This is a genomic window from Bacillus sp. 9.4, assembly GCF_055486415.1.
Window position 1 is genome coordinate 329,708 of record NZ_JBVFMU010000001.1, and the last position, 13,060, is coordinate 342,767.

Genomic DNA, 13,060 nt, shown 5'->3' on the forward strand with positions numbered 1-13,060 from the left:
ATAAGGAGGATGAGAAAGTGATTCGGTATCCTAACGGAAAAACATTTCAGCCGAAACATTCGGTTTCATCCCAAAACAGTCAGAAAAGGGCCCCGTCTTACAGTAATCGCGGAATGACCCTCGAAGATGACTTAAACGAAACGAATAAGTATTATTTGACAAACCAAATTGCCGTTATACACAAAAAGCCGACACCTGTTCAAATTGTAAATGTCCATTATCCAAAAAGAAGTGCCGCAGTGATTAAAGAAGCTTACTTTAAACAATCATCGACAACAGACTACAATGGGATTTACAAAGGACGGTATATTGATTTTGAGGCGAAAGAAACGAAAAACAAGACCTCTTTCCCCCTGCAGAATTTTCATGACCATCAAATCGAGCATATGAAGCAGGTAAAGGCTCAAGACGGTATTTGTTTTGTTATTATATCCGCTTTCGACCAGGTTTATTTTTTGGAAGCCGATAAGCTGTTTTATTTCTGGGACAGAAAAGAAAAAAACGGCAGAAAATCAATTCGAAAAGATGAGTTGGAAGAAACAGCTTATCCGATTTCTCTTGGATACGCACCCAGAATTGATTATATTAGTATTATTGAACAGCTTTATTTTTCGCCATCATCTGGTGCGAAAGGTTGATTAACGAAAGGTTGAGATGTTATGTCAGATCAATTTAACAGCCGTGAAGCTCGACGAAAAGCGAACAGCAAGTCGAGTCCTTCACCGAAAAAAGGCAAGAAACGAAAAAAGGGCGGATTGTTTAAAAAGACCCTTTTCACTTTACTCATTCTGTTTGTTTTAGGCGTAGTCGGCGGTGCTGTTACATTTGCCGTCATGGTTTCTGATGCGCCGTCCCTTGATGAAAGCAAATTGAAGACGCCTTATTCATCAACGATTTACGATAAAAATGGAAAAGAGATCGCCGAAGTCGGCGCCGAAAAACGGACCTACGTCTCGATAGATGAAATTCCCGATGTTGTAAAAGAAGCCTTTATCGCGACAGAAGACGCTCGTTTTTATGAGCACCACGGGATTGACCCTGTCCGTATCGGCGGTGCTTTAGTTGCCAACTTTAAAGATGGCTTCGGGGCTGAAGGCGGAAGTACGATCACCCAGCAGGTCGTCAAAAACTCCCTTCTTTCACATCAGAAGACGTTGAAACGGAAGGTGCAGGAAGTATGGCTTTCGATTCAGCTGGAGCGCAATTACTCTAAAGATGAAATTTTAGAAATGTATTTAAACCGGATTTATTTTTCTCCTAGAGCATACGGAATCGGAAAAGCGGCGGAAGAATTTTTCGGCGTTACAGATTTAAGCAAATTGACTGTCGAACAGGCTGCCACACTGGCAGGCATGCCGCAGAGCCCAACAGCGTATAACCCGGTTAAAAATCCGGATAAAGCGGAAAAAAGACGGAACATCGTCCTCAGTCTGATGAAAAAACAAGGATTTATTTCTGATTCTCAATACAACAAAGCGAAAAAAGTGGCAGTGAAAGACGAAGGCGTCGTGTCACAGAAAGAATATGAAAAAGCAAGTACAAACAAATACAGCGCATTTGTTGAAGAGGTTATGAAGGAAATTGATGAAAAATCTGATGTCGATCCATCTGCTGACGGATTAAAGATCTATACGACATTAGATACAAAAGCACAAGATAAACTAGATGAATTAATGGACGGAGACACCGTCGGGTTTACTGAAGGCATGCAGGGCGGCGTTACCCTTCTCGATACGAAAACCGGAGAAGTGCGGGCGATTGGCGCCGGAAGAGATTCTACGGTTGGTGGCTATAATTACGCGACCCAAGCCCAGCGACAGCCTGGGTCTACCATTAAACCTATTCTCGACTACGGTCCAGTGATTGAAAATAAAAAATGGTCAACTTACGAGCAAATTGATGACTCAGCTTACACTTATTCAGATGGAACACCTATTCGAGACTTTGACCGTTCCTATAAAGGGGTCATGTCTATGCGTGAAGCCCTCGCCCAATCACGTAACATCCCGGCTCTAAAAGCATTCCAAGCAGTCGGAAAAGATGCAGCAGTTGATTTTGCTAATGGACTGGGGCTCGGATTAAATAAAGAAAAAGTGTATGAATCATATTCTATCGGAGGATTCGGAGAAGGTAATCCCGGTGTCTCTACTCTAACTATGGCTGGAGCATACAGTGCATTCGGAAATAACGGAACATATAACGAACCGCATTTTGTGAAATCAATAGAATTTAATGACGGCACGAAGCTTGACTTAACACCGAAATCAAAATCAGCAATGAGCGATTATACAGCCTTCATGATTACAGATATGCTGAAAACAGCTGTTAAGACAGGTACTGGACAGCTCGCCCAAGTTCCGGGAGTGGAAGTTGCAGGTAAAACAGGTACAACAAACTTTGATGAAGCGGATATGCAAAAATACAATATCGCACAAGGCGGTGTACCAGATTCATGGTTTGTAGGATATACACCTCAATATACCGCTGCTGTTTGGACAGGTGTAGATTCTCAAAATAAGATAGGAAAAAAATCTTTAAATAAAACAGAGCAACAGATTGCAAAGCGCATCTTCGCCCAGCTCATCGCCGATGTCGATGACGGAAGCGGATCATTTGAGAAGCCTGACAGCGTAGTGGAAGCCTCTGTAGAAAAAGGCTCAAACCCTGCAAAACTGGCAGGGCCAAATACGCCAAGCGATAAGAAGCTCACAGAGTACTTTGTTAAAGGCACAGCTCCTTCTACTGTTTCTAAAACATATGAGAAAGAAGAAAAAGAGGAAACAGCTAAACTGTCTGGTTTAAACGTGAAATACGATAAAGACAATCAATCTTTAACGTTAAGCTGGAATTACGACGGAGATGCGACCTTTGCTGTTAAGCAATCTGTTGACGGCGGCAGCTACTCGGAAATTCAAAACAGCTCTGCAAAAGAGGCAGTTATTTCGGGTGTGCAGTCAGGATCTGTATACAAATTCGAAGTAACAGCCGTCAGTGATGATGGCAAAAGTACAGCTTCCACATCCTATGAGGTGCCAAAAGCTGAAGACGATGAAGATAAAAAAGACCAGCAACAAACGGATGATGAAAAACAAGATGATGAGAAGACTCAGGATGATACACAAACTGATGATTCTCAAAAAGATGACGGTCAGACGGATCAAGATCAGACAGATGATTCAACAAACGATCAAGACAAAAAACAAGACAATACGAACACCAATCCGTCCGACAACAATAACCAAGACCAATCAAACGATAACGATAACGACAACAGTAACAACCAGGATACGTCGGATGGTGATTCGAACTCTGGTAAGAATGATTCAACAGGTTCTGACACGAATAAAAATAAAACAGACACATCTAATAAAACACAAACAAACTCATCATCCATTGAAAAAACAAATTAAACAAAAAAGCCGTCACCTTTGGGGTGATGGCTTTTTTGGTACACAATAAAAAACCTCCCGTTTTAACAGGAGGTTTTATCGATTCATCGCATGATATTTATAAGAATGCTTTTTCATTTCGGTAATCAGCTCATCAAGCTGAATAAAGCAATGGTATTGGGTCGGCTTAAGAAGAATAAATTCCACTCGTTCAGCCCAATTAATCGGCTTTGCGGGATATGATTTCTCCCTCAGTTCTTGCCAATCGAGCGATTTCACCGGCTCACCTGCTGTCCAATGTAACGAAGCCAGCAAACACACAATGCCCTTTAACATTTCGTTTTGGTCACATCTCGATTTTCGTGTTTGAAAGACTGGGAGAAGTGATGCTTTGATGTCATCCCACACTTCAAATAAAAGCGGAACGTATTTCCCGCTGTCCTCCCATGGCAAATCGCCTTGTAATTCCGTGCAGAAATCAAAATACACGGGATTGGTCTGCAAGGTTTTCTTCATATCCGAGGAACTCTTCTGGCCAAGACTGCGCAAGTATTGCTCATAGGAAGCCAACACTTCTTTTGCTTGCGTCATCGTTTCACCAGTCCTTTTTTATCCCTCTTCTGCCCTTCTCTGCACAAAGAAAGCAGCGGACACTCCGCACAGCGCGGAGATTGGGCTTTACAGTGATATCTGCCGAAGAAAATAAGCCGGTGATGCGTAACGGACCAGTCTTCTTTGGGAACCTTGCGCATCAGCGTCTTTTCAACTTCCAGAACCGAGTCCTTCCACCGGCAAATACCCAATCGTTTGCTGACTCTCTCCACATGGGTATCTACGGCAATGGCCGGCACGCCAAACGCAACGGATACCACTACGTTTGCGGTCTTTCTCCCGACCCCTGGCAGTTTGACAAGCTCATCGCGGTCTCTCGGCACTTCTCCGCCGTAATCTTCAATAATCATTTTACTCAGCTTTTGAATATTTTTCGCTTTATTACGATATAAACCGATTGATTTAATATCCTGCTGAAGCTCTTCCAGCGGAACAGCCAAATAGTCTTCCGGCCGTTTATATTTTTGGAATAATGTTTTGGTCACTCTGTTTACAAGTGCATCTGTACATTGCGCAGATAAAGCAACAGCCACCACTAATTCAAAAGGATTGGAATGAACCAGTTCACACTCCGCATGAGGAAACATGTCACCTATCTTGTCTAAACAGAATTCAATTTGTTTTAGATTTAACACGATTGTCACCTTTTCACTTTATTGTTCAAGCCAATTGTAAAAAGGAACCTGCCTTTTATACTCTTTTTGCGGTTCATTCTGCTTTGCTTGTACACGCCGGAATTTTTGGCTGTGTATTTTTGCCTGCTCCACAGTTTTAAGCCCGTTTTTCTTCCATTCAAACAAAATCCGGTCAATGTAGCGGAAACTGAGTTTTCCTGATAGTACAGCCTCTTTTAACGCGTGTTTGATCAGTTGTGCGTCATGCTGATCCTGGTCCTGCCAGATCGCCAGCGTTTCACACTCCAAAGGCGATAACGGCCTTGCGAACTCTTCCTCAAAAATGGTATAAAGGCTTTTTTGTTCCCCTTCTGCTTTTCTTTCCTGTGTTTGATTCTGTGCAAGCTGAATATACTCGTACAGCTTCCCCCATAAAGGCTGAAGAGAATATTTCTCAAATTTGATGCCGTTTTGATCCTCGCATTCTTCAATAAACAGAAAGCCTTTTTGAATAAACATCCGCAATCTGTTTGTGCATTCTTCAACAGAAATTGACATACCTTCCTGCAGCTGATTCGGTGTAGGAAAATATGATCCTTTTTCTAAATGCATTTTAATTTTTAACAGCAGAATAAGTTCTGTTTCATTAAGCCCAAGCTGTTTATAATGCGTAAGCAGAAGATTGGGGATGGTTGATGTTCCCTGCTCCTGCATATCAATAAATTGCTGTTTTTTCATCGTCACACCTCTTACTGTAAAGGATTGTGATTGCCCCTTTACTGTAAAAAGTCTCCCTTGCAGGAGACTCTTTTTTGTTTCATTTGAATGTATTACGGATACAGACGGTTTAACAGTCTTGGGAACGGAATCGTTTCACGAACGTGAGGCGCTCCGCTGATCCAAGCTACTGTCCGCTCTAATCCAAGGCCGAAGCCGGAATGAGGAACTGATCCATATTTTCTAAGTTCAGCATACCATTTATATGCGTCAGAATCCAGTCCATGTTCTTTAAGACGCGATTCCAAAAGTTCCATATCGTGAATCCGTTCAGACCCGCCGATGATTTCTCCATAGCCTTCCGGCGCAATCAAGTCAGCGCAAAGCACAACGTCCTCACGGTCAGAAGCCGGCTGCATATAGAACGGTTTTAAGGACGTCGGATAGCGAGTGATGAATACCGGTTTGTCATAATGTTCAGCAATCGCTGTTTCATGAGGCGCTCCGAAATCATCTCCCCACTCGATATCGTCAAAGCCTTTTTCTTTCAGAAATTCAATCGCTTCATCATACGTGATTCTTGGGAACGGGGCTTTGATTTGCTCAAGTTTTGACGTGTCTCTTCCCAATGTGTTTAATTCAATTTTACAATTCTTAAGAACTGATTGTACGATGAAAGAAACGTAATTTTCCTGTACTTGAAGGTTTTCTTCAAATTCTACAAACGCCATTTCCGGTTCGATCATCCAGAATTCGATTAAGTGACGCTTTGTTTTAGACTTTTCCGCTCTGAATGTCGGTCCGAAAGAGAATACTTTTCCTAAAGCCATTGCCGCAGCTTCCATATAGAGCTGGCCGCTTTGAGACAGATAAGCATCTTCATCAAAGTACTTTGTCGCAAAGAGTTCTGTTGTTCCTTCAGGTGCGCTTCCAGTCAAAATCGGCGGATCCACTTTTACGAAGCCTTCGTTATTAAAGAATTCGTAAGTCGCGCGAATGATTTCATTACGGATTTTCATGATCGCATGCTGGCGCTTTGAACGCAGCCATAAATGTCTGTGATCCATCAAAAATTCCGTTCCGTGTTCTTTTGGTGTAATTGGATAATCGGTCGCTTCGTGAATGACTTCAATATCTGTCACAGCAAGTTCATATCCAAGCGGAGAACGCTCGTCCTCTTTGACAATCCCTTTTATATAGAGCGACGTTTCCTGCGTCACTGATTTAGCTGTTTGGAAAATGCTTTCTTCCACTTCCGCTTTTACTACGACACCCTGAATAAAACCGGTACCGTCCCGAAGCTGTAAAAACGCAATTTTCCCGCTTGAACGCTTATTAGCGACCCAAGCTCCGATCGTTACTTCCTCACCTACGTGCTTGTACACTTGGTTGATTGTTGTTTTCAACATATTTCCCTCCAAAACAAGAAAGACATTCGGAAGCTCATTGCCCCGCGAACTCTTTTATCATCACTTTATTATACCCGCTCTTAACTAACCGGGTCAATGCAGATAAAAAGCGGCTTTTCTGTCAGCCGCTTTTTGATCTGTTAGCTATGTTTTTCTACAAAACGCTTGATTCTTTCAATGGCTTTTTCAAGAAGATCTAACGATGTTGCATAAGAAAGACGGACATTCTCAGGAGAGCCAAATCCGGATCCTGGAACAATCGCAACTTTTTCCTCCTCGAGAAGTGCTTTAACAAATTCATCTACATCTTTGAAACCGCAAGATTGAGCTGCCTCTTTTGCATTCGGGAACAAGTAAAAAGCACCTTCCGGCTTCACACAGCTGAACCCTGGGATTTCTATAAGCTTTGCATAGATCGTATTTAATCTATGTTCAAATGCTTCTCTCATTTCTTCCAATGGCTCAGAAGGCCCGTTATAAGCAGCAATCGCTCCGTACTGTGCGATTGATGTCGGGTTTGACGTACTGTGGCTTGCAAGGTTCGTCATCGCTTTAATAATGTCTTCAGAGCCTGCCGCATAACCGATTCTCCAGCCTGTCATGCTGTGGGACTTCGATACGCCGTTTATAATGACCGTTTGTTCTTTCAGTCTGTCTGACAGCTGTGCAATGGAAACATGTTTCTTTCCGCCGTATGTAAGTTTTTCATAAATTTCATCTGACACAATCAAGATATCATGTTCAAGGCACACTTCACCGAGTGCAGATAGTTCTTCTTCCGTATACATGACACCAGTCGGGTTGCTTGGAGAGTTAATAACGATTGCTTTTGTTTTTTCCGTAATTGCATTTTTCAGCTGCTCAGGCGAAATTTTGAAGTGATTTTCCTCAAGCCCTTCTACATAAACAGGCTTTCCGCCAGCGAGTTTCACCTGCTCCGGATAGCTTACCCAGTAAGGCGTTGGAATAATAACTTCATCTTCTTCATCCAAAATCACTTGGAAAAGGGTATACAGAGCATGTTTGGCACCAGTGCAGACAATAATTTGAGACGGTTTGTATTCAATATTCTGGTCGCGTTTAAATTTCTCTGCAATGCTGTTTTTCAGTTCAGCCAAACCACCGGAAGGCGTGTATTTCGTATGGCCCTCGTTCATCGAACGCACAGCGGCATCAATAATATGCTGCGGTGTATTGAAGTCAGGTTCGCCTGCTCCTAAGCCGATGACATCATGGCCTGCGGCTTTCAGTTCTTTCGCTTTCGCTGTGATTGCCAGAGTGGTTGATGGTGTTAATGCGGATACTCTTTTTGCCAGTTTCAACTTGAACTCCCCCTAATTCGTCTTAAGGCGTGATATTTTTGAGAATCTTTCCAGTTGTAAAGTCCACATAACTTAAACTGTATTGCCCTTCTTTGTCTAAGTACGTCACTTCCCAAAGCAGGACGTTTCCTTCTCTTGCCAGATGAACCTCTTTTTGCTTTGAAACCAGCCCTTCATCCTTTATGATTTTCGCCGCTTTGTCTTCAGAGATTCCCTCTTTCGCTTCTTTTGAGAGAATTTTTGCTTTTTTATCAGCAGGAACCCAGACATATAATGCAGTGCCTTTTTTATCCGTTCCCTTTACAACATAATATTTTTCTTTTCCGACAAATGTTTCGACTTGATCAACATTGGCGAGATCGGTTTCTTTTTTAGCTTCAGCAGCTGCTGCTTCGTGCCCCTCTTCCTTTTGTGCCATGGCTGATTTATAAATGCTTGCCGAGACAAGAAGTACTGCTAAAAAAATAATACCAAAAATGACGGTAAATATTAATGCTTTTTTTCTCATCTTCTCACCTACGTACGATAAATGGTAAAAACGGCTTGGTTTTTGTTTTCTTCATCCAGCGCAAGGCCGAACATCAGATTGTCTCTTTTCAGTGTACGATTCAATGTGTCCACAATTTTATACAGATCATCAGAATGCTCTACATTAATTGTTGAAAGAATTTCGATTTTACTTTCCATTTTTTCATCCTCCAGTTTGAACAAATATTGTTAGTCATACTCCATTTCAGGACACGCCATACTAGTATCACAGAGCGGGAAATCCGCTTTTAAATAAAACACCATCCTACTCCCACACCGCAAAAGCCGCTTTATGCGGCTTTTATTCTTTTTCCCCTGCAACATAAGCTTCAAGCTCGCTGTCAGTCATTTCGGATACTGAGGTTGTCGGCAAGGCATCAAGAAACAGCCGGCCGTAACCAGCGGTTTTAATCCGTCTGTCCAATATAATAATCGTTCCCTTGTCTCCCGCAGAACGCAGCAAGCGTCCGATTCCTTGCCTGAAGGTCAGCACAGCTTCCGGTAATGACACTGTTTGAAACGGATTCTTTCCTTTTTTGCGGGCAAGCTCACATTTTGCAGCATGAAGCGGGTGATCAGGGGACCGGAATGGGAGCCTCACGATCATTACTGTCGTCAGCTCATCACCAGGGAAATCAACGCCTTCCCAAAAATGATTTGTTCCGAGCAGGATCGCCTGATTGGATGTTTTAAAAGTCTTCATGAGTTTGCCGGGACTTCCGCCTGTAATCCCTTGTGCCAAGAGCTGAATGCCGGAAGCACTCATGTTATGCTTAAGCTCCTGGTGAACCTTTTTCAGCATATCATGGGATGTAAACAGCACAAGGATTTTAGGCTGTTTTTCCTTTGCCATCAGTTCGATATAACGGGCTGTATCCTGTATAAATTCAGGCTGCCCTGTATCCTGAATTGATTTCATTTCCTTTGGAATCATCACCTGCATACGCTCATCGTAAGAAAAGGGTGACTCAATTCTCATTGTCCGCGGGAAAAAGTCACTCAGTCCCAGTCGTTCAATCATAAATTGAAAAGAACCTTCGACTGTAAGAGTTGCAGATGTTAGCACCACACTATTTTTGCGCGCGAAAAACTGATCAGCCAGAAGTTCACCAGGTTCAAGAGGCTGTGCGTAAATGGCCACTGCATTTTTCGCACCCTTTGCATCTATTTCAATCCAAACCGCTTCATCGTCATCAGATCCAAAGAAGAGCTTCTGCAACGTCTGACAGTAATGCTGCAAGCCTTTCATGCTTCTTTGGTATTCATCGGCTAAAAAGACGTTTTTGCTCTTCATGCCCTTCAAATGTTTTTCCATCAGGGATGACTGCGCCTCAAAAAGCTGCTGCAAATGTGTCAGCATGGAACAAAGCCTCTCCGCACCATCCGTTAAGATCGACCAGCTTTTATCCTGGCTTTCTTTGTTCACCTTAAACACTAGACGGTTTAAGTCTTCTTTAGGTTTTCTTCGTTTGACAAAAGAATGTACAGAGCTAAAGAAAGCATCACTTTCTGCTTGAACGTGCTGAAGCCACTCTTCCAATTCGAAAAATGAATCAACCGGCAGGCTGTTTCGCTGGAATAGCTGTCTCATCTTTTTTAGAAGTCCCTGCTCCTTCAGAGTGCCGATTCTGCTCAATTTCGTATGCAATTCTATGTACGTGGCTCTTTTCCCTAAATGTTCGCTTGCCGCACGTTCAAAATGGTGTGCTTCATCAATAATAAATGTGCCGCTTTCGGGAAGCCTTTTTTTCTGGCTGCCTTCATCGGTCAGCAAAAGGGAATGATTGGTGATCACCAAATCGGAGCGCATAGCAATCTGTTTGGCCCGCTCGTAAAACCCGATCACATGCTCACTGCGACTTCTTTTATAGGAGTCATCGTCATATGCCAATCTGTCCCACAGCAATTTTCCGCCTGAAGGCAAATTCAGTTCCGCTACATCTCCTGTATCTGTCTCTGTCAGCCAAACGAGAAGCTGTGCCTTCGTCAGTACGGCATCATAATTATCATCTTCTTCATGAAGCACCTGCTCAAATTTATACAGGCATAAATAATGCGATTGCCCTTTTAAAATCGCCGCTGTTACCGGAAATGGAAACAGATCTTGGACAATCGGCAAATCCTTTGTGAGAATCTGCTGCTGTAAAAGCGTCGAATACGTGCTGATTATGACCGGCTTTTTTGATTTCTTGGCAAAAAGCGCAGCCGGAATAAGATAGCCAATCGTTTTTCCGATTCCCGGAGGAGCTTCAATCAGCGCATGCTCACGATTGGCAAATGCATCAGCCACCTCTCTCATCATCATCATTTGGCCGTCTCTTTTTTCATACCCAGGCATTAACTCTGACAGCGCTTTTTCATTTCCCGCTTCCCAGCTTTCGATCTCAAATGAGAAGTTCTCGTCCTCATTTATACGAGCATCGATAGCTTCAGGTTCTCTGACAGAAAACGAAGAAAAGCGCGTATAGCCCGGTATCTCGGTATGTCTGTTTTCATTAATGAACATATCCAACAAATGCGTCAGATCACTGATGAAATGCTGCGAAAGCCTTCTTAACTGCTTTAAAGTCGGATAAGGAAGCTGCCGCAGCTTTTCAAGGATTTCCAAAAAAATAAGCCCTGTCACTTCAGCATCGCTGTCAGCCCGGTGCGGCTGATCATGCCGCAGCTGAAGCTCCTCGCTTAATTCCGTCAGCTTATACCCTTCAAATCCCGGAAAAACAATGCGTGAGAGCTCGACAGTATCAAGCACTTCACAATCTGGGAGCTGAAAGCCCGCCTTATGCAGCTCATACTTGACAAATCCAAGGTCAAAATGGATATTGTGGGCGACAAAATAAGCGCCATCAAGCAATTGGAATACTTCTTCAGCAACTGCTTCAAATTGCTGTTCATTTTCTACCATTTGATTAGAGATTCCAGTAAGCTGCTCAATAAAAGCAGGGATTGATTTATTTGGATTAATGTATTTTGAAAACCGCTCAGTAATTTGTCCATTTTCGATTACAACCGCTGCGATTTGTATGATTTTATCGCCTTTCTTCGGCGAATTCCCTGTTGTCTCTACATCTATAACAACGAACCGTTGCTTATTCATTAAAATGGACACCTCAATTCTTGCATACGACAAAAGTGTAACACGTTTTGTACGGAAATGGAGCGGCAAAACCGTTTTACTCTCAAAATCTTAAAAGAAAACCCCCGATAAAGGGGGCTTTTCTTCTACAAAATTGTACGGGCTGGTTCGTTTCCCAGCATTTGTTCAATTTTGTTTTGATCATTCAGAACAGCCACTTTCGGCTCGTGGCTTACCGCTTCTTGATCAGACATCATTTTGTAGGAAATAATAATGACCTTATCTCCTTCCTGCACAAGGCGTGCGGCTGCACCGTTTAAGCATATGACGCCGCTTCCCCGTTTACCAGGAATAATATACGTTTCAAGACGTGCTCCATTATTATTATTCACAATTTGTACTTTTTCATTAGGAAGCATTCCCACAGCATCAATGAGATCTTCATCAATTGTAATGCTTCCCACATAGTTCAGGTTTGCTTCCGTAACAGTTGCCCTGTGAAGCTTGCCGCTCATCATTGTTCGATACATATTATATTCTCTCCATTTCTCGAATATCAATAATGATATTATCTATTAAACGCGCTTTTGAAAAAGCAACTGCAACAGCGAGAATCATCTTTCCAGCAATTTCATTCACAGGCTCGAGTTCCGGATAGGAATAAAGCTCCACATAGTCTATGGTTCCGCTTGTCGTTTCAATGATTTCTTTTGCAGCTTTTATCACCGCTTCAGGATCTCTTTCACCGGCTTGGATCAGCTCCGCACTTGTTTGAAGGGCCCGATACAGCTTAGGCGCTTCTTTTCTTTCCTCAGCTGTTAAGTATACATTGCGAGAGCTTTTGGCTAAGCCGTCTTCCTCTCTGACCGTATCGACAGGAACCAATTCAATATCCATGAAGAAGTCACTGATTAACCCATCAACAACAGCTACCTGCTGCGCATCTTTTAAACCGAAATAGGCACGAGTCGGCTTGACTAGGTTGAAAAGCTTCGTCAGTACGATCGCGACCCCGTCAAAATGTCCTTCTCTTGAGCGCCCGCATAACACGTCTGTGCGTCTTTCTACATGAATCGTGACATTCTTTTCACCGGGATACATATCATGAGCATCTGGCGTAAATAAAATATCGACTCCGGCGTTTTCTGCAAGAGCTGCATCCCGCTCAATATCGCGCGGATATGCTTCAAAATCTTCATTAGGGCCGAATTGTGCAGGATTCACAAAAATACTCATAATAACGGCGTCGTTTTCTTGTCTTGCTTTGTCTGCTAAGGTTAGATGGCCCTCATGCAGAAACCCCATCGTCGGAACAAATCCAATTGACTTGCCCTCAGAATGGTATTGTTTTATGGCTTCTTTCAGCTGTGAAATATCAGTAATCTGTCTCATC

At 42.8% G+C, this 13,060-nt stretch carries 12 protein-coding genes; 2 read left to right on the forward strand and 10 right to left on the reverse strand.

The window, feature by feature from the left end; translation table 11 throughout:
• Positions 1–17 precede the first annotated feature (17 nt).
• Together recU and ACZ07B_RS02145 are read left to right on the forward strand one after the other, a co-directional pair.
• Positions 18–638, forward strand: coding sequence for a Holliday junction resolvase RecU (gene recU, locus ACZ07B_RS02140; protein ID WP_004399067.1), 621 nt, complete (start codon positions 18–20; stop codon positions 636–638).
• Positions 639–659: 21 nt separating this feature from the next.
• Complete coding sequence (locus ACZ07B_RS02145) at positions 660–3,410, forward strand: transglycosylase domain-containing protein (RefSeq protein WP_464876852.1); 2,751 nt, start codon at positions 660–662, stop codon at positions 3,408–3,410.
• A 75-nt stretch (positions 3,411–3,485) separates the two neighbouring features.
• Here ACZ07B_RS02145 and ACZ07B_RS02150 read toward each other — a convergent pair whose 3' ends face one another.
• The 10 genes from ACZ07B_RS02150 to panC all read right to left on the reverse strand — a co-directional run bounded on the left by ACZ07B_RS02150 (position 3,486) and on the right by panC (position 13,059).
• A complete protein-coding gene (locus ACZ07B_RS02150) occupies positions 3,486–3,980 on the reverse strand; it encodes a YpoC family protein (protein WP_217003118.1) in 495 nt (164 codons plus the stop codon).
• Entirely contained in the window at positions 3,977–4,636 is a 660-nt protein-coding gene (gene nth / locus ACZ07B_RS02155) for an endonuclease III (RefSeq protein ID WP_009967580.1), read from the reverse strand. The genes ACZ07B_RS02150 and nth overlap by 4 nt, the downstream gene beginning before the upstream one ends.
• 18 nt (positions 4,637–4,654) lie before the next feature.
• On the reverse strand, positions 4,655–5,353 hold the full coding sequence (gene dnaD, locus ACZ07B_RS02160) for a DNA replication protein DnaD (protein WP_004398499.1): 699 nt from the start codon (positions 5,351–5,353) through the stop codon (positions 4,655–4,657).
• Positions 5,354–5,445: 92 nt separating this feature from the next.
• Positions 5,446–6,738, reverse strand: a complete 1,293-nt coding sequence (gene asnS / locus ACZ07B_RS02165; RefSeq protein WP_004398777.1) for an asparagine--tRNA ligase — start codon at positions 6,736–6,738, stop codon at positions 5,446–5,448.
• Between the two features lie 143 nt (positions 6,739–6,881).
• Positions 6,882–8,063, reverse strand: coding sequence for an aspartate transaminase AspB (gene aspB, locus ACZ07B_RS02170; protein ID WP_003230667.1), 1,182 nt, complete (start codon positions 8,061–8,063; stop codon positions 6,882–6,884).
• A 22-nt stretch (positions 8,064–8,085) separates the two neighbouring features.
• Positions 8,086–8,571 carry a cell wall elongation/penicillin-binding protein regulator TseB gene (tseB, locus tag ACZ07B_RS02175; protein ID WP_014477164.1) on the reverse strand — a complete coding sequence of 162 codons (486 nt, stop codon included), beginning with the start codon at positions 8,569–8,571 and terminating at the stop codon, positions 8,086–8,088.
• Positions 8,572–8,579: 8 nt separating this feature from the next.
• Positions 8,580–8,750: a YpmA family protein gene (locus ACZ07B_RS02180; RefSeq protein ID WP_003225588.1), complete on the reverse strand. Its 171-nt coding sequence runs from the start codon at positions 8,748–8,750 to the stop codon at positions 8,580–8,582.
• 142 nt (positions 8,751–8,892) lie between these two features.
• Entirely contained in the window at positions 8,893–11,688 is a 2,796-nt protein-coding gene (dinG, locus tag ACZ07B_RS02185) for an ATP-dependent DNA helicase DinG (RefSeq protein WP_464876853.1), read from the reverse strand.
• A 125-nt stretch (positions 11,689–11,813) separates the two neighbouring features.
• A complete protein-coding gene (gene panD, locus ACZ07B_RS02190) occupies positions 11,814–12,197 on the reverse strand; it encodes an aspartate 1-decarboxylase (RefSeq protein WP_464876854.1) in 384 nt (127 codons plus the stop codon).
• A 1-nt stretch (position 12,198) separates the two neighbouring features.
• Complete coding sequence (gene panC / locus ACZ07B_RS02195; RefSeq protein ID WP_024571841.1) at positions 12,199–13,059, reverse strand: pantoate--beta-alanine ligase; 861 nt, start codon at positions 13,057–13,059, stop codon at positions 12,199–12,201.
• Between the last annotated feature and the right edge of the window lies 1 nt (position 13,060).